At 64.5% G+C, this 16,157-nt stretch carries 14 protein-coding genes and 1 other RNA gene; 3 read left to right on the top strand and 12 right to left on the bottom strand.

All coding sequences use genetic code 11. The features are described 5' to 3' along the window. Window positions 1–84: 84 nt before the first annotated feature. The 4 genes from ACILRJ_RS03680 to ACILRJ_RS03695 form a co-directional block, all read right to left on the bottom strand. Window positions 85–1,185: a DUF3800 domain-containing protein gene (locus ACILRJ_RS03680; protein ID WP_395680492.1), complete on the bottom strand. Its 1,101-nt coding sequence runs from the start codon at window positions 1,183–1,185 to the stop codon at window positions 85–87. A gap of 189 nt (window positions 1,186–1,374) precedes the next feature. Beyond that, complete coding sequence (locus ACILRJ_RS03685; RefSeq protein WP_395680494.1) at window positions 1,375–2,109, bottom strand: hypothetical protein; 735 nt, start codon at window positions 2,107–2,109, stop codon at window positions 1,375–1,377. Then, complete coding sequence (locus ACILRJ_RS03690) at window positions 2,096–3,787, bottom strand: class I SAM-dependent DNA methyltransferase (RefSeq protein ID WP_395680496.1); 1,692 nt, start codon at window positions 3,785–3,787, stop codon at window positions 2,096–2,098. The genes ACILRJ_RS03685 and ACILRJ_RS03690 overlap by 14 nt, the downstream gene beginning before the upstream one ends. Beyond that, window positions 3,784–3,996, bottom strand: a complete 213-nt coding sequence (locus ACILRJ_RS03695) for a ribbon-helix-helix protein, CopG family (protein ID WP_395680498.1) — start codon at window positions 3,994–3,996, stop codon at window positions 3,784–3,786. Before ACILRJ_RS03695 ends, ACILRJ_RS03690 begins: the two co-directional genes overlap by 4 nt. Window positions 3,997–4,185: 189 nt before the next feature. On the opposite strand from ACILRJ_RS03695, the gene ACILRJ_RS03700 reads away from it, so the two are divergent. The 3 genes from ACILRJ_RS03700 to ACILRJ_RS03710 all read left to right on the top strand — a co-directional run bounded on the left by ACILRJ_RS03700 (window position 4,186) and on the right by ACILRJ_RS03710 (window position 6,995). After that, entirely contained in the window at window positions 4,186–4,809 is a 624-nt protein-coding gene (locus ACILRJ_RS03700) for a hypothetical protein (protein ID WP_395680500.1), read from the top strand. Next, complete coding sequence (locus ACILRJ_RS03705; protein WP_395680502.1) at window positions 4,809–5,948, top strand: helix-turn-helix domain-containing protein; 1,140 nt, start codon at window positions 4,809–4,811, stop codon at window positions 5,946–5,948. The genes ACILRJ_RS03700 and ACILRJ_RS03705 overlap by 1 nt, the downstream gene beginning before the upstream one ends. A gap of 381 nt (window positions 5,949–6,329) precedes the next feature. Next, window positions 6,330–6,995 (top strand): hypothetical protein, encoded by a 666-nt coding sequence (locus ACILRJ_RS03710; protein WP_395680505.1) that lies wholly within the window; start codon window positions 6,330–6,332, stop codon window positions 6,993–6,995. 91 nt (window positions 6,996–7,086) lie between these two features. Here ACILRJ_RS03710 and ACILRJ_RS03715 read toward each other — a convergent pair whose 3' ends face one another. The 8 genes from ACILRJ_RS03715 to ACILRJ_RS03750 form a co-directional block, all read right to left on the bottom strand. Beyond that, window positions 7,087–8,616 (bottom strand): choice-of-anchor Q domain-containing protein, encoded by a 1,530-nt coding sequence (locus ACILRJ_RS03715; protein WP_395680507.1) that lies wholly within the window; start codon window positions 8,614–8,616, stop codon window positions 7,087–7,089. Between the two features lie 77 nt (window positions 8,617–8,693). Further along, window positions 8,694–9,338, bottom strand: coding sequence for a ribose-5-phosphate isomerase RpiA (gene rpiA / locus ACILRJ_RS03720; RefSeq protein ID WP_395680509.1), 645 nt, complete (start codon window positions 9,336–9,338; stop codon window positions 8,694–8,696). Between the two features lie 55 nt (window positions 9,339–9,393). After that, the gene (locus tag ACILRJ_RS03725; protein ID WP_395680511.1) at window positions 9,394–9,846 is read right to left on the bottom strand and encodes an EVE domain-containing protein; all 453 of its coding nucleotides are present in this window, start codon (window positions 9,844–9,846) and stop codon (window positions 9,394–9,396) included. A 57-nt stretch (window positions 9,847–9,903) separates the two neighbouring features. After that, on the bottom strand, window positions 9,904–10,518 hold the full coding sequence (locus ACILRJ_RS03730) for a 5-formyltetrahydrofolate cyclo-ligase (protein ID WP_395680513.1): 615 nt from the start codon (window positions 10,516–10,518) through the stop codon (window positions 9,904–9,906). A gap of 152 nt (window positions 10,519–10,670) precedes the next feature. Further along, window positions 10,671–10,858: non-coding RNA, 6S RNA (gene ssrS / locus ACILRJ_RS03735), on the bottom strand. A 7-nt stretch (window positions 10,859–10,865) separates the two neighbouring features. Beyond that, window positions 10,866–11,171, bottom strand: a complete 306-nt coding sequence (locus ACILRJ_RS03740; protein WP_395680515.1) for a cell division protein ZapA — start codon at window positions 11,169–11,171, stop codon at window positions 10,866–10,868. Next, on the bottom strand, window positions 11,168–11,386 hold the full coding sequence (locus tag ACILRJ_RS03745; protein ID WP_395680518.1) for a TIGR02449 family protein: 219 nt from the start codon (window positions 11,384–11,386) through the stop codon (window positions 11,168–11,170). The genes ACILRJ_RS03740 and ACILRJ_RS03745 overlap by 4 nt, the downstream gene beginning before the upstream one ends. 111 nt (window positions 11,387–11,497) lie before the next feature. Then, window positions 11,498–16,081, bottom strand: a complete 4,584-nt coding sequence (locus tag ACILRJ_RS03750; protein ID WP_395680520.1) for an EAL domain-containing protein — start codon at window positions 16,079–16,081, stop codon at window positions 11,498–11,500. Window positions 16,082–16,157 lie beyond the last annotated feature (76 nt).

The following is a 16,157-nucleotide window of genomic DNA, read 5'->3' on the forward strand; positions in this document are numbered from 1 at the left end:
TAACTCCCAAATGGACGCAGATCTTTGCGTGAGGGCGGCCGCAACAGCATGGCGGCCGACGGACGCTCATGGTTACTAGAGGATTTACGTCTCCCGTCTGAAGCGATCGAAGAATCCCGAGTCCTTCAGGAACTGCGCTTGGCCGTCGACGATGCTGATGTCTCCCAGATCGGGCTCCGGCGCTGCCTTGATTTCAGGGTCAGGAAGGAGGCCGCCAATGAAAAGAGAGGCCAAGCGGGTCTCCTGGAGCGTCGCATGGTATTCCGACATGGGCCGCCGTCCTGACCACGATAGGAGGCAGTCGATAGCGGCACCGGCCAGCAAGTCGGCAATCTGAAGCTGTGGGTGATCCCTGGAATCTGCGAACGACAGTTCGGAGATGCGCAAGGGAAGCTCCATCTTGCGCTCGCCGTATCCCACTTTGCGCGCCGTGACGTCTGGTTTCATCAGCGCGCGAAGGAACGGCTCGGTATGCGCCAAAGGCTTGGATCGGTCGTGGGTGACGGGGAACGATCCTGACGTCCGGCGCATGGCGTCTTGAACGAGCAAAACAAATGAATCGACAGCAGGATCGAATGTCTCGACCTCTGTATAGACCCCTAGGAATTCGTTCAGTCGGCCGCGTGCGGCCATTAAGAACGTCAGAAAGTCGGAATATTTCCTATCGGCTCGTTTGGCGGCATCAGCGAGGACCTGATCGAAGCTACGGAATGCATCGGGCGTCCGCCTTCGAATAGCAGCCAGAAGCGAACCGAGCAGTTTGTCCCATGCGCCTGACGGGAAAATGTAGTTGCCGGCGTAGTACCAAACGTTGCTCATCCCCACGGCAGCGTCCCGTGAATACAGATCGATGCCCCCTTCATGCAGCACGGGCTCGATGAGCTTATCCACCATCTGCGCAATGAGATAGAACCGCTTGTCCACGACAGTGAATGTCGTGGTCGTGTTGTCGAGTTCGGGCGAAGAAAAGAGCGCGGTAAGTGCGAGACGGCCTCGCGCGGAGTTCTTTAGACGGCTGTACTTCGCTTCGGCCTGCCCTTGGGTCAGCAATGGAGCAATGAGGGCAGCAGCAATGTCTCTTGCGATCGTTGTGCTCGCCAACGAAAAAACAGGTTGATCGGCGTCCAGCAAACTAACGCCGGTGTTGCCGGATTCATCGAGGAATAGGTGCCTTTGATCGGTCATGAGCAGCGTGGAACACGTTTTTGATCACAGCGCTTTTAACAGCAAGCTGCCGCCATATTCCGTCGACCAACTCTCATGCTTTAGCCGAAGACGCCAGCAAATGCGCTATTCCCGGTGCGCGGGCATCATAAAGATGCGTTGCTAACCGGGTGGGTTGCGAACTACTTGAACAAAGTGCCAAGGCGGGCCCTACGAGGCGCGAACCATTCTCCCATCGAGAAACTCGTAAAAGTCAGGGTTGCGCTGAGCGACCAGCTTGAGCATCCGGTCGAGGACGTCGCTCATCGCGACTTCGTTGACCGAATCGCCGACGGCGAATGCGCGGAGATTTACAGCGGAGGGTGAGGCGTTAAGGAGTATCAGATAGAACAATTCGAACTGCTCCTCGCGTCCGGCCGGGTCGTTTCGGCCGGTGAAGAGCTGAAGGCGCGCATGTGCGTTCACGAACGTCGACCGCCTTTTTGCGGTGTCGTCGGACGCGGCGTCTTTGTCGAGGAAGAAGAATCCGGCCAACACGGCGTAGGGAAAGCGGCGATGGAGCGTCACGGCTTCCATCAGCATATCGCCGCGGCGGTTGATGAGGTTCTTTTGGAAGTTCTGGGTCTTGCGGTCCCGAAAGTTTATGGTCTTCACCGAAACTGCGCACAAAAGCCCCGACTCCTCGGTGGCCCAAGTCACGTCGACCTTTTTTGCGCCAAGACCGCCTGCCATCCGGCGCTCGGCACCGGAGTCGCCCAGATCGCCCTCTCCGGCAGGGCGCGCCTCCTTCAGGCCCCTGTTTCGGAGCTCGTGGGCGACCGCCAAGGCCACCCGTGCTGAAACTAGTTCGCTGTATCGCTTCTTGTCCTTTTGGCTCGCGCTATCGGCCGGCTTCGGCGGGAGCATCTTCAGCCCCTCGGCGAGCAGGTCATCAATCCTTGCCATGAGGCCCTCGCGCCCTTGTCATCCTGCGGCCATGCAGGGTTGCGCGAGCCGCGCGAATGGCGTCCAACTGCGAGCGGCTCCAGCCGAGGTGGTCTTGGAGAACGACGCGATCGACTGCGTGGATGACCGGACCGATGTCGTCGCGACGGAGCATGCCGCCGATTTGCGGCTGGATCAGCCGAAGCCTTTCGCTGACGGCATTGAGCACCGCCAACGAAGGAAGTGGCAGGCGGTCAACCTCGGTTGGTTCGTGCTTCAACATCCCACCACCGTAAGCGCGCCCGACCATTTCAGCGCCAAGGAGGGTCAGGCTGTTCAACGAAGCAATCGCCAGCAGCTCCTGGCCGAGCGCTTGCCGCACGGCATGAAGGCGAACACCGTAAAGAGAGTTGAGCAGATGCACGCCTGCGCCGTTGCGAACGAGCCGCGGCCTATCGTGACTCATGTACGCAAAAAGCAGATCAGGCCGTGCCACCAACGGCACGCGCCACCAAGGCGTTCTAACTTGGCACTTGTAGGCCGAATGGACGCCTTGCTCCTCTCCCGCGGAGATATAGCGCTGCGCGGCCCTTGAAGGTTCATTGCCCGGAGCAAACAGGTAGCACTGCTCACCCTTCTTCGCCAAGACCTCCCATCCATGCTCGGAAAAGGTCAAACCCCGCAGATGCCTTGAGCCCGGCGGAGAAATCCGCACCAACTCGTTTTGAGGCAGCCTGAGTTTCTTGGCCTGCGCCCTGGTAAGCGTGAAGAAGTCATTGTTGCCCGTGACCGCGCCGAGATAGGTCTCACCCCAGTCCAGCATCACCTCGAAGTCGTGGCTGGCTACAGCTTGGTCGTAGAGACCGAAGGCGTCCGTAGTAAGCAGCGCGCCCGTCCATTTGTCGTCACCGCGGGGTCTGAACTCGACCCAGTTTCCAGCATCGACGTTTTGCAAATCAGCTGCGTCCCGAGCCTGATAGAGCTCAAAATGCTGCGCGCCACCCGATCCTTCGGCCAGAAGGAGCACGACCTCTTCCAACACACCCGGAAAAACCAAGTTTTCGAACAGCACAAGGCGGACGGTGCGAAAGCGGCTCAGCAGAAAGCGTCGAATCTGAGCGGCGTATTTGACCGCCAGAAGCTCGGCCGGCAGCACAAGGGCAAGTCGACCCTCAGGCTTGAGAAAAGCGGAAGCATGAACCGTGAAGGCAGCCCAGGAGCTGGCCAACCGATTCAACCTCACACCTTGACGCAGGGCAGCTTCCAGCGAAGCGCTGCGGGAAACCCCGGCAAAGTTTTGGTAGCGGACGTACGGCGGATTGCCAATGACCGCGTCGTAGGTGCGTTCTGGATGGCGAGTGAAGAAGTCACCGACCTCCAGCGAGGCGCCGTGCCCATAACTGCTCAAAATCTGGCGCGCTTCCTCCAGCGATTCGGCGTGGATGTCCTGTCCGTGGAGTTGTTCGACGAGTGCTTCTTGGGGGGCTCCCAACTCCCGCAGTCGGCTGGCCGCCGGGACCAGAAACGCAGCTTCCCCGCAAGACGGTTCCAGCACGCGATCGCGCGGAGTACGCAGCGCCCATGCCGCCATGAAGCGCGAGATCTCCGGGGGCGTGAAGAAAGCTCCCCGAGCTTTCCGCTGGTCGGCGACGACTTCGAGATCGTTCTTGATAGCCGGATGAGAGGGGGCGTTGCTCATGAGTTCTTCGCCGCAGCTCGAATGGGCACGGCCGAGTTCAACGTGAGCTCGCGCTGGACCTGACGGTCCAGAAAGTCGCGGACGGCGCTCCGCACAACCTGGGAAATCGATACGTCGTCTTGCCGGGCAAGTAAATCTAGGCGGTCGTGGTCTCGCTGCGTGAGACTGATGGTTACCCGGTGTTGGAACTTCCGAGCTTTTGCAACCATATTCTGCGCCTCCCAGATGGAAGCGGAAGGTACCGCGACCTTGCGGCATAGTTCAACAAAGTGATGCGAAGTGCATCAGTATTGTTGCTCTAGCCGCTCACCGGTTGGTCGGATGGCGCGCGAAGGACAAGGTTGACGAACACGCGTTCAATGCACCAAAATTCGTTGACGAACCGAGGATTTCGCACAATGTCCATCCTTCCGCCGCCGTCGGATTTTCACCCTCAGTTGTCTCCGGATCGCCTGCGGCTTATCGCAAGCTGGCTGCTTGAGGAGCTCCTCGCAACCGTGGATGACCTTACGCGCTGGACGGACAACTCGTGGACCCGAGGCACGACTGCTTTCGGGCGGCAGCGCAGCCGTATTCTCGCCGAGTGGCGATCCGGTAAGTACCCTTGGTTGGATGTCGTCGATCCGGGAAATGCCTTGGTATTCACCATCGACGGCGTGCCGTGCCGCTTCAGCAACGACGATCCCGATAATCCCTCGAAGGACGCGGTGGTTGGGGTCAATCCGCGCCAGACTTCGTTCGCGCTGTTTGCCCGTCCGGGGGAGCCCGTACGTCACTGCTTTGTAGTTGACCGCGTTGTCGGCGACATGGCAGAGCCTTACGTTGCGGTGGATGGTTTTTCCGCCGCTGGCGAGCGCGTATGCCGCTGGGTATCTGACTCGGTTCGTGCGTTTACGTCTATCGCCGCGGAACAGCCCGCGTCGGTTGATGTGGAGAAGGCGAAACTCGGTCCCAAGCAGCCCAGCGATGGCAGCGGCGAGAAGCCGGCTGCTGCGAATGACGACCTGTCAGAGCCGCAGTGATGGCGGCCTTCGTCGGGGCGAGTTTGCGCCTCGCCCGCCTCTTCCATGGTCTGTCCCTAGCAGAGCTGGGTGAGCGGACAGGTGTCTCTAAGCAGTTTCTCAGTCGCGTTGAAACGGGCTCAGAGCCTGTCTCTTCGTCGCTTGAGCAGACCTTGGCGGGTGAGCTTTCTGTCCTTCCTGAGTTTTTCCATCACGTCGAGCCGAACCCCATCACCGATGAGCAGTGCCATTTTCGAAGTCATCTGACAACCAAGGTTGCCTTGCGTCAGGTTGCCCGAGCTCGGGGTGAAGTTCTGAAGAACTTCGTGGAAGTCGTCGATGAGTACGTCGAGCTTCCGAAATACGGCATCGATGAGGCGGAACCCGACAGCGCCGAAGGCATTGAGAAGGCGGCTGAAAACTTCAGAGCCAAATACGGTCTTGGCGTTGGTCCTCTGAGCAACATGCTCCGTATCGCTGAGAACGCCGGCGCCATCGTGATGCGGGTCCGCGGTCTCGCGCCTGAGATCGACGCCATCTCATTCGCAACGCGACGACCGCTGATTGCGCTCAATGACGAAGGCAAGTCGGCCTGCCGCAAGCGTTTCGGCATCGCGCACGAGCTGGGCCATCTAGCGCTACACATCGGCGTGCTGACCGGTGACCGGCTGACCGAGACTCAAGCCAATCGATTTGCCAGCGCACTGCTTATGCCTAGGCATGTATTCATGGGCGAGTGCCGGATGGCGCTAAGGGGAGCGCGCCTCAACTGGCCAGGGCTGTCGGCATTGAAGATGCGCTGGAAGGTTTCCAAGGCGGCCATCATCTATCGAGGGCGTCAGCTAGGTGTTTTTTCGGAAGACCATGCGCGCGCCGGCTACATCGGCCTCAATCGCCATGGCGAAGCTGTACACGAAACCGAGGATGCGAGCATTCCTCACGAGGAACCCGAAGTGGTCAGCGATAGCTTGACGCTGATGAGGGAAAGCTTGGGCGTGCCCACGGCGGCCATAGCGAGACAGATGCGGGTCCAGCCTCCGCTATTGAACGGCCTCCTGTTGGCACCAGAGGAGGTGAACTCGGGAAACGTAGTCAACCTCTTTGCTGACCGTTCGAGGGGCGACGATGCGAATCTGAGGTTGCCCGTGCACGGGAGTTGACTCTCAAAAACGCCCGCGTGCTACCCTCCGCCGCCTTGGTCACTCCCTTGGACACTTCGCCGGCTGACCCGTTACGCATCAAGGGCTTAGGAATGCGGTGTGGCTGAGGGTGACGGACGATCCTAGTCCCCCAGCCAAAACAAGAAGCCCCCCGCCCAGCGGGCGTTTTTTGTTTGACGGCCATGGACGGCCCGAATGCCGTGTTCGGGTGCTACGGTTCGAGCCGGTGTTCGACAAGATCGTCTACTCCTGTCCCGCAGACCGGGCGACAACGAGGAGAATGCGCGCATGCGCAAGGCGGTCGCGGCGGGGTGAGGCGGTGCGGGATGCGTTACGCTTCCCAAGCGGCTCTGCCCGCATTGGACGAGCGGAGCAGCACGCATGGAAAAACCCGGAATCGTGGCGGGAAACACGCCGATGTCTTTCGAGTGGCCGAACACGCGCGGTGAGTTGACGGCGACGCTCGGCCGGGCGCTGGAGCCGATCCTCGTACCGCTCGGTTTCGAGATGCGCGCGGATCCCCATGGCGACGATTTCGTCAGGACCCGAGGCGATACGACGCTGACGGTCTGCGGCGTCGGCTACGACGAGGAGCCGGCCTATGCGTGCGACGTGCTCGTCACCGTGCGCCATCACGTCGTCGAGCGACTGCTCGCGAGCGAGATTCCGGACAGCATGTCACTGGCGACGTGGACACTGCGGCTGTCGAACCTCGAGAACCACGGCGGGTTCGCCATCAGCTCGGTCCGGCACATCGAGGCCTTCATCAAGTTCGTCGGCCGCAAGCTGCCGGCACAGATCGAGCGCTGCGGCGAGCTGAACGAGCTCGACCGCATCCTCAACGCGGATCGCACACAGATCGACGGCGTCGATTTTGCGACCGCCGAGGGGCGAATCGTGCTCGCATGGCTTGCCGGCAATCCGAATTTCGAAAGCATGGTCGCGTACGCCGACACGCGCTACGACCGTCGCGAGATCGAAGGTGATACGCCGATCGTGCGACTGGCCGATCAGGTGCGCCGGACCGTGCCAATGGAACGGGCGTGAGACCCGCAACGTGTATCGCAGACAATGGGGCTGGTTGATTGTGCCCATGCCGCGGGCGCAGGCGGGGTCCGATGAAGCCGGGCAGGTCTGGCTACGGGAAGGTGCTGCGCCAGGGTTTTCGAAGCATGGCGAGTGCGCCAATCAGGATGGCCAGCGTCGCCAGCGCCCATGACGACACCGCCGGTATCGGCGCAGCCGCCGCGGTCACAACCGGTTCGGCCTCGAACGCCCCGATGTCCGCGGCGCTGCCGCGGACGCGTTCGAACGCGGGGCCGCGCTGGTCGAATGCGAGGTCATCGTCATTGCTGCCGGCGTCGATCGCCGGGCTGTCGTGGAGCAGCGCGTGCGTGCGGGTCGGTCCGCCGTTGTAAACGAGTGGGCCGAGCCGTGGGTCGTCCGCGAGACTGTCCGTCGGCAGGGTCACCATCGGGCTCGTCGTGCCGATGAGGTTGTTGCCGCCATCGACGGAGATTGCGATTGGCGAACCGTAGCGGTTGTCGCGATTGCCGATGTCGCTCGAATTGCCGCTGACGATGCTGCTCCTGAAGTCGCTGCCGGGCGCATTGAGCCAGACGCCGCCCCCATCCAGCGCCGAGACGTTTGCCGTGACCGTGCTGTTGTGCAGACGCAGGGTCGATGGCCAGCGCAGGAACAGGCCGCCGGCAATGTCGCTTTCGGCGGTGTTGCCGGAGATCGTGCTGTTCGACACGTCCAACGGGTTGAACACGGCGATGCCGCCGGCGCGGCCCTGGCTCAGGTTCGAGTCGACGGTCGAGCCACTGACGCTGCCGCCCACGACGGCGACGATGGCGCCGCCGATGTCGTAGCTGGAGCGTCCGGGGCGCGCGTGATGTTCGGCACGGTTGCCGCTGACCGTGCTGTCGACCAGTTGCACGCGATACACGAACGCGGCGCCGCCGAAAGCCGCTGTGCTTGCGTCCTCGTGGACACCGTTGGCGACGTTGCCGGACAACGTGCTGTTGGAGAGCGTGAGCGAGTAGGCGTACAAAGCGCCGCCGTAGGCGCCTTCGCCGCCGGCGTAGCAGTTGTGCATCGTGGTATCGACGAGCTCGACGTAGCCGGCCGACGCGAGGCAACCGCCGCCGGCAACGTGGAAGCCGGTGGCGCGATCGCGGCCATTGCGAACCGTCATCCCGCGCAGGCTGAGTGTTCCGCCGTGCGGATGGATGAAGATCCGGTCGAGCGCGTTGCCATCCAGCGTGAGCGCTGCGCGGCCCGGGCCCTGGAAGACGAGGCTGTCGAGATCGATTTCGACCGCGCCCGTGGTCAGCGTGATGGTCGAGCAGGCGAGTCCGGTGAAGTCGATCGTGTCACCCTCGCCGGCCACCGCAACGGTCGCGCGCAGGCTGCCCTCGCCATCGTCATCGCAGTTGCGTACAGCCAGCGTTGCGGTCGGGGCGGTCGCTGCTGCGGGCCGCCGCGCGATCGGCATGCTCGTGAAGATGCGCCGCGCGGCATCGGTGCGGATGCGGATCCAGTCGGTGCCCGCGCCGGTCGCTGCCGCTGCCGGCGCAGCGATCGAGCAAGCGAGCGCCGCCGCGACTGCTCCGGCTACAGCTTGGCGGCGCAGCGGGCGAAGGGATCCGGCAGATTCGAGCATGGTGTTCCCCGGTTGCGGTTGCGTGCATCCATTCCTGTAACGGTCAAGCGTGCGCGGAGCGGCCACCGCAGACCGGATCAGCGCATCTCCTCGGCGCCAATCAGCACGATGTCGGCCGGCCTCTGGGCGAACAGGCCGACAGTGACGACTCCCGCGATCTGGTTCAGCTCGCGCTCGAGTTCGACCGGCGCGCTGATGCGCAGGTTGTGCACATCGAGGATCCAGTTGCCGTTGTCGGTGGTCACGCCGTCGCGCCAGACCGGTTGGCCGCCGCGTTTGACGATCTCGCGCGCGACGTAGCTGCGCGCCATCGGGATGACTTCCACCGGCAACGGGAAACGGCCGAGCACGTCGACGCGTTTGGCCGGATCGATGATGCATATGAACTTGCGCGCGGCGGCAGCGATGATCTTCTCGCGCGTGAGCGCGGCGCCGCCGCCCTTGATCAGGCAGCGCTGGCCGTCGCATTCGTCGGCGCCATCGACGTACAGCGGAATGTCGCCGGTCGCATTGAGGTCGAGCAGCAGGATGCCGCGCTCCTTCAGCAGGCGCGCGGACTGCTCGGAACTGGCGACCGCACCCTCGATGTCGTTGCGGCGCTCGGCCAGTGCGTCGATGAAATGCGCAACGGTCGAGCCGGTGCCAACGCCTACCACCATGCCGTTCTCGACATACCGCATCGCGGCGCGTCCGGCAATGCGTTTTTGCTCATCCTGGTTCATGCAGAGGTTCCGCTTCGGGGTTCGAGGCGCGTAGGGTACGCGTTCGGTGGGCGTATCATTCGAGCGCGAGGATGCAGTCCCACTGCGCCTTCGTCACCGGCAGTACCGACAGGCGATTGCCTCGTTGCAGCAGGGCGAAGCCGTCGAGTCTGGTTTGCTCCTTGAGTTCGGCCAGCGTGATCGTGCGCTTGAGCTTGCGCTTGAACGCCACGTCGACCAGCATCCAGCGCGGTTCCTCGCGCGTGCTCTTCTCGTCGTAGTACTCGCTCTTGCGCTCGAACTGGGTCGGATCGGGATAGGCCGCGCTCGCCACTTCGGCGATGCCGGCAACACCCGGCACTTCGCAGCTGGAGTGGTAGAACAGCACGCCGTCGCCCGTGCCCATGCCGTCGCGCATGAAATTGCGCGCCTGGTAGTTGCGCACGCCGGTCCACGGCTCGATCTTCACGCGCGCCAGGTCGTCGATCGAGAACACATCGGGCTCGGTCTTCATCAGCCAGTAGCGCATCGCGGCTTCTCGTCGGCGGGAATCGGCGTGGACTTTACCAGCGCATCGCGCGCTAGGTTACGGCGGCGGGGTCAGGTCGATCAGCTCGCGCTCGGTCGCCACGTAGTCCAGACGCACGTCCCATGGCTGCACGTCGAGCGCATCGACCTCCTGCAGGGCGTAGGCGACGCCGACCAGCACCGGCTTGCCGACGCCGCGGCGGTCGCGCAGGAACGCGAAGCTGCGATCGTAGTAGCCGCCGCCGAAGCCGAGCCGGTGGCCTCCGCGATCGAAGCCGAGCAGGGGCACGAGCACGACATCGAGCGCGCCCGGTTCGAGCCGGTCGGCCGCTGCGCAAACAGGTTCCGGGATGCCATAGCGGTTCGTCGCGATCGTATCGCCCGGCGTCCACGGTGCGAAGCGCAGCCGTCGATCGACCTCGACGATGGGCAGGCAGTATTGCTGCTCGCGTGCGCGCAGCCCGCCCATCAGGGCCATCAACGGCAGCTCGCCGTCGACCGCCCAGTAGCCGCCGATGCGCCGGTCGGTCATGAACTCGGGCACCTGTTCGAGTTGCGCGACGAGCGCTTGCGCCGCCGCAATCCGTTGCGCCGGCGGAACGGCTGCGCGCTGCGCGCGCAACGCCTTGCGCAACGCGCTGCGCGCCTCTGCACCTCGCGTAGGTTCGCTCATTCCATCACCGGGCGGGATTTGGCCCGGTGCGCTTCATCGACGCACCGAACAGCGCGGCCGGGGATGGCCGCCTTGGAGTCGATGGTCGCCGCACGCATGCGCGCACGATTCGTCCATCGCCCCCGCGATCAGGGACGATCGCAAAAGAGTAGGCATCCTCCACCTGTGCCGGTGCACATCGAACGACCTTGATCCCGGGGATCAGGTGGGATGGCTCGCGAAACCTAAGGCTTTCCGCTCGAAGGCGGACCTGCACACCGGTTGTCGTGTCGCCGTCCCGGGGTCGTCTATAGGAACAAGGCAATATGTAAGAGTGCGCTGCCGGGCACTGCAGAGGATACCTGGCTCTATTGTAATGACGCTGGGAACGCGCGTTCAAGCTTCAGATTGATCGCTTGCAGTTTCTCTGCCAACTCGCGCGATTCGCCCGATCCGCGCTGGCGCTCGTCGAGCAGCTCGTGGCAGATGTTCAGTGCGGCGAGGATTGCGATGCGATCGAGGCCCGCGGTGCGCGCGGAATTGCGCATCTCGCGCATCTTGTCATCGAGGTAACGCGCGGCCGCGATCACGCCCGGGCGTTCTTCCGGCGTGCAGGCGACGTGGAACTCGCGTTCGAGGATATGGACGGTGACGGGTTCGCCGGGACCACTCATACCTGGTTCTGCTCCAGCGATTTGAGCCGCATGATCATCGCCTCCACGCGCGAGCGCGCCTGCTCGTTGCGCGCCAGCAGCTGCGCGCGTTCGTTGGCGAGCTGCTCCTGGCTGGTGCGCAGGCTTCGATTCTCGTCCTGCAGCGAACGGCACAGGTCGAGCAGGCGGTCGACCCGTTCGCTGATCGCGAGGAGACTTTGTTCAAGCGCGGACATGCGAGCGAATATACCGGAATCGGGCAGCGGGAACAGCGCGCCGGGCTTGGTTAGCGCCGGTTCGGCCGTGCCGGCATCCCGCCCTTGCGAAAAGCAGCGGTGCGACCGGCTTCAGCCCTGTTCCGCGGGCGTGCTGCGCCGCCGCGTGGCGCGCTCGCGCAGGAAGGCCAGACACTGGTCGGGCGGCAACGGGTGCGCCAGCCAGTGACCCTGCACCTCGTCGCAGTCCTGTTCGCGCAGGTAGTCGACCTGCTCGATGCGCTCGACGCCTTCGGCGATGACGTTCAGGCCGAGCGAGTGCGCCATCGCGATCACGGTCGCGGTGATTGCCTCGTCGTCCGGATCGGTGGTGATGTCGCCGACGAATTCCTTGTCGATCTTGAGCGCGTCGATCGGCAGGCGCTTGAGGTGCGCGAGCGAGGAGTAGCCGGTGCCGAAGTCGTCAATCGCGAGATTCACGCCGATCGCCTTGAGCCGGCGCAAGGTGGTGATCGACTGCTCCGCGTTCGCCATGACCATGCTTTCGGTCAGTTCGAGCTCGAGCTGGTTCGGCGCGATGTCGTGTTCGGCGAGCACGTCGCACAGGCGCCGGATCAGGTCGCCGCGCAGCAGTTGCGCGACCGACACGTTGATCGACATGGTGATGTCGTGCAGTCCGGCGTCGCGCCATTGGGCGAGCTGGGCACAGGCACGCGCGACCACCCAGTCGCCGATTTCGATGATCATCCCGGTTTCTTCCGCGATCGGGATGAACACGCCCGGGGAGATGTCGCCGAGATCGCCGCTGCGCCAGCGCAGCAGGGCCTCAACGCCGGTGATGCGGTCGTCGAGCAGGGACAGCTTCGGCTGGTAGTGCAGGCTCAGTTCGTTGCGTTCGAGCGCCTTGCGCAGTGCCGCGACCATCGTCGCGCGCAGGCGCGCCGCCGCGTCCATCGCCTCGGTGTAGACCATCCACGTCTTGCGCCCGTGGTCTTTTGCCTGGTACATCGCGGTGTCGGCGTACTTGAGCAGGTCGCTCGCCGCCTGGCCGTGGTCGGGGTGCAGGCTGATGCCGATCGAGGGCGAGATCACCACTTCCTGGCCGTTGTCGAGTTCGAGCGGCTGCTCGAAAGCGGCGATGATCTTCGCCGCGACATGCTCGGCTTCCGCGCCGCTGCCGATGTCCTCGATCACCACCGTGAATTCGTCGCCGCCGACGCGCGCGACCGAGTCGCCCTCGCGCACGACCTGGCGCAGGCGCGCGCCGGCCGCCTTCAGCATGCTGTCGCCGGCCGCGTGGCCCATCGAATCGTTCACGTGCTTGAAGCGGTCGAGGTCGAGGAACAGCACCGCCACCTTGCGCGCGTTGCGGCGCGCGCGCGCGATCGCATGCGCAATGCGTTCGCTCAGCAGGGTACGGTTCGGCAGGCCGGTGAGTGCGTCGTAGTTGGCGAGGTAGCGCAGTTCCTGCTCGGCGCGCTTGCGGTCGGTGATGTCGGAAATGACGCTGACGAAATGGGTGCGCTTGCCGTTCGCGTCGCAGATTTCCGAAACCTCGATCCAGCTGAGGAACTCCTCGCCGCTCTTGCGCCGTTGCCACAGCTCGCCGCGCCAGTGGCCATCGCGGCCGAGCGCCTCGCGCAGTTCGAGGTACTGCTCGACCGGATGGCGCGCGCAGTTGAGGATCGCGGCGGAACGCCCGGAGATTTCCTCGATGCGCCAGCCCGTGATGCGGGTGAAGGCAGGGTTGATCGTCATGAAGCGGAATTCGAGGTCGGTAACCGCGACCGCTTCACCCATGCTGCGGATCACCTCGTGCGCGACGCGCCGCTCGTGCTCGGCCGCGCGTTCTGCGGTGACGTCGCGCGCTGTGCCGCACATGCGCAGCGGCTGTCCGTCGGCGTCGCGCTCGACGATCTTGCCGCGGATGAGCGACCACACCCATTCGCCCGACTTGTTGCGCAAACGGTGTTCGGACTCGAACGTGTCGGTGATGCGCGCGATGTGCTGCTCGAGGCGGCGCTCGACCGCGGGCAGGTCGTCGGGATGCGCCTGCGCGCGGAACCAGTCCTGATTCAGTTCGGTCGGCCTGCGCGAAATGCCGCGGAACAGGTCGCCCGATCCGGTCAGCACGATGCGGTCGTTCGGCATGTCCCAGTCCCAGAAATCGTCGCCCGAACCCCACAGCGCGAGACGCAGGCGATCCTCGCGTTCGCGCAGGTCGAGGTGGTGCGAGCGCTCCTCGTTGCGGCGGCGGCGCTGGCCGCGCCACAGCACGAACAGCAATCCGCTGCCGCCGAGCACGTACACGCTGCGCGCGGCGAAACTGTCCCACCAGACCGGCGTGACGTTCAGTTCGGTCTGTGCGATCTGCTCGCTCCAGTAGCCGTCGCGATTGCTTGCGCGCACCTTGAACACGTAGCGGCCGGCATCGAGGTTGGTGTAGGTCGCATCGTGGCGCGTGCCGGCCTCGATCCAGTGCTCGTCGAACCCTTCCAGCTGGTAGGCGAAGCGATTGTGTTCCGGCGTGCCGAAATCGAGCGCGGCGAATTCGAAGCGGATCAGTCGATCGGCCGCCGCCATCACCAGCGCATCGCCATTGCGTTGCGCCGGCAATCCATGTGCGCCGACGCGTGCCGAGGTCAGTACCACCGGCGCCGCGTAGCGGCTGCTCACGATCGCCTGCGGCAGGAACAGGTTCAGGCCGTTGATCCCGCCGAACACGATCTCGCCGCTGGCGAGGGTCGTCGCCACGCCGCCATTGAATTCCATGCCCTGCAGCCCATCGGCGAGCGCGAAGCCACGGAACGATGCATTGGTCGGATCGAACGACGCGATGCCGTGGTTCGTGCTCAGCCACAGGCGCCCCATGCGGTCGCCGCGGATTGCATAGACGGTCGCACCGGGCAGCCCGTCGCGCACCGACCAGCGCGAGAAACGCGCGCCGCTCTCGTCGAGCGAATCGAGCCGGCTGAGGCCCGACTGGGTGCCGAACCACAGGTGTCCGTCCGTGCTCTGGTGGATCGAACGCACGAGCGTCGCCGACAGCGAGTGCGCGTCCTGCGGATCGCTGCGAAACACGCGCACGCTTCGCTGCACCGGATCGATCAGGTTGAGGCCGTTGATGTTGCCGGCCCAGATGCGATGCTCGCGATCCTGATACAGGGTAAGCACGCGATTGTCGCTGAGTCCGTCGATCGCGCCGTCGCCGGCGTCGCGCCGGTAGTGGGTCCAGCTGCCGTCGCGCGGATCGAAGCGCGCGACGCCGGCGCGGGTGGAGCCGAACCACACCGCGCCATCGTCGGCGACGAGCAGGGCGCGGATGTTCCCATCGATCAGTCCGTGCGTTCCGCGCGGATCCACCGGCAGGAACTCCAGCGTGCGCCGTACCGGATCGAACAGCGCCGCACCGCGGTCGCTGCCGATCCACAGTCGACCCGAATCGGCCTGCGCGAAACCGTAGACGGTGAGGTCACGCGCGCTCTGCTCACCCTTGATGCCATGCAGGACGAGGTCATCGAAATAGTCGAAGCGGTTGTCGTGTTGCCGGTAGCGCTTGATTCCTTCCGGCGTGCCGACCCAGAGGTCGCCGCTGCCATCCTCGAACACCGCGCGGATGTAGTTCGCGGCGGTCGGCCGGCGCGACGGGTCGCGGTCGGCGACGTAGCGGAACGCGGTGCCGGCGGGATCGACCTTGCTGATGCCGCGTTCGTGGGTGCCGAGCCAGAGCAGGCCGGAACGATCGAACTGCAAGCTCGTGATGATCGCATCCGGCAGGCTGCCGGGCACGCCGGCGTCGGGCCGCAACCATTGCGTCTCGCCGCTGCGCGGATCGAACAGCGCCAACCCGACACCCTGCACGCCGAGCCAGAGCCGGCCGCGCGGATCCTCGACCATCGCGGTGACGGGCTGGTCGCCGCTGTCGGGCCAGATGCGCCGCGCCGAGCCGTTCTCGTCGACGACGTAGAGGCCGTCGCTGGTCGCCACGCGCAGGCGCCCGTCGAAGCCTGTCAACAGGGCGCGCGCGTCGGCGATCTGAGTGGCCGCGACGCGCACCGGCGCGGCGGCGCCACGGCTGAGGCGCAGCAGGCCGGACGAGCTGGCGGCCCATACCTCGTGTTCGGATTCGACATCGAACTGTCGCAGCTGCACCGTGCGTTCGCCCGCGGCGCCGAGCGGCCATTGTTGCAGGACCGCGCCGCTGCGCGGATCGAGCAGCAGGATGCCGCTGTCGCAACCCACCCACAGTCCGCTGCGCGGATCGACGCGCAAGGTGTGGATATTGGTAAACGTGCCGATGTGCTCGAAACCTTCATCGTGCGGCCGATGGCGCACCAGCCCGGAGCCGAGCGTGCCAATCCAGAGATTGCCGTCGGCGTCCTGCGCCAGCGAGGAGATCGGACCTTCGGGCAGGCTCGCCGGATCGTCGCTCGCATGTGCGAAGGTCGTGAAGTCGTAGCCGTCGTACTGCTGCAGGCCGCTGTCGGTGCCGATCCACAGATAGCCGTCGCGATCCTGCAGGAACGCGCTCACCGTGTTCTGCGCCAGTCCCTGCTCGGTGCCGATCGTGCGGAAGTAGAAGTCGCGCCGCAGTGCCTGGGACTGCGATTGCGACTGGGCAGCCGATGCGCACAACAGCGCCGCCGCGACGGCGAATGCCGCGTACCAGCGGCGGGGCTGGATCGATCGGGCCGATGACGACGCGAGTCCGGGCACGGGCGAGTCGGGGCGAGGGGGGCCGTCGCAGTGTAGGCAAAGCGCGTACGCCATGCCATCTGCCATCTGCCGCCGC

The organism is Dokdonella sp. (assembly GCF_044227025.1).
GTDB lineage: Bacteria > Pseudomonadota > Gammaproteobacteria > Xanthomonadales > Rhodanobacteraceae > Dokdonella_A.

What these genes read in the sequence shown, in the direction of transcription:
- ACILRJ_RS03680 (WP_395680492.1), bottom strand. Translation starts at nt 1,185, where the DNA reads ATGACCGATCAAAGGCACCTATTCCTCGATGAATCCGGCAACACCGGC.
- ACILRJ_RS03685 (WP_395680494.1), bottom strand. Translation starts at nt 2,109, where the DNA reads ATGGCAAGGATTGATGACCTGCTCGCCGAGGGGCTGAAGATGCTCCCG.
- ACILRJ_RS03690 (WP_395680496.1), bottom strand. Translation starts at nt 3,787, where the DNA reads ATGAGCAACGCCCCCTCTCATCCGGCTATCAAGAACGATCTCGAAGTC.
- ACILRJ_RS03695 (WP_395680498.1), bottom strand. Translation starts at nt 3,996, where the DNA reads ATGGTTGCAAAAGCTCGGAAGTTCCAACACCGGGTAACCATCAGTCTC.
- ACILRJ_RS03700 (WP_395680500.1), top strand. Translation starts at nt 4,186, where the DNA reads ATGTCCATCCTTCCGCCGCCGTCGGATTTTCACCCTCAGTTGTCTCCG.
- ACILRJ_RS03705 (WP_395680502.1), top strand. Translation starts at nt 4,809, where the DNA reads ATGGCGGCCTTCGTCGGGGCGAGTTTGCGCCTCGCCCGCCTCTTCCAT.
- ACILRJ_RS03710 (WP_395680505.1), top strand. Translation starts at nt 6,330, where the DNA reads ATGGAAAAACCCGGAATCGTGGCGGGAAACACGCCGATGTCTTTCGAG.
- ACILRJ_RS03715 (WP_395680507.1), bottom strand. Translation starts at nt 8,616, where the DNA reads ATGCTCGAATCTGCCGGATCCCTTCGCCCGCTGCGCCGCCAAGCTGTA.
- rpiA (WP_395680509.1), bottom strand. Translation starts at nt 9,338, where the DNA reads ATGAACCAGGATGAGCAAAAACGCATTGCCGGACGCGCCGCGATGCGG.
- ACILRJ_RS03725 (WP_395680511.1), bottom strand. Translation starts at nt 9,846, where the DNA reads ATGCGCTACTGGCTGATGAAGACCGAGCCCGATGTGTTCTCGATCGAC.
- ACILRJ_RS03730 (WP_395680513.1), bottom strand. Translation starts at nt 10,518, where the DNA reads ATGAGCGAACCTACGCGAGGTGCAGAGGCGCGCAGCGCGTTGCGCAAG.
- ACILRJ_RS03740 (WP_395680515.1), bottom strand. Translation starts at nt 11,171, where the DNA reads ATGAGTGGTCCCGGCGAACCCGTCACCGTCCATATCCTCGAACGCGAG.
- ACILRJ_RS03745 (WP_395680518.1), bottom strand. Translation starts at nt 11,386, where the DNA reads ATGTCCGCGCTTGAACAAAGTCTCCTCGCGATCAGCGAACGGGTCGAC.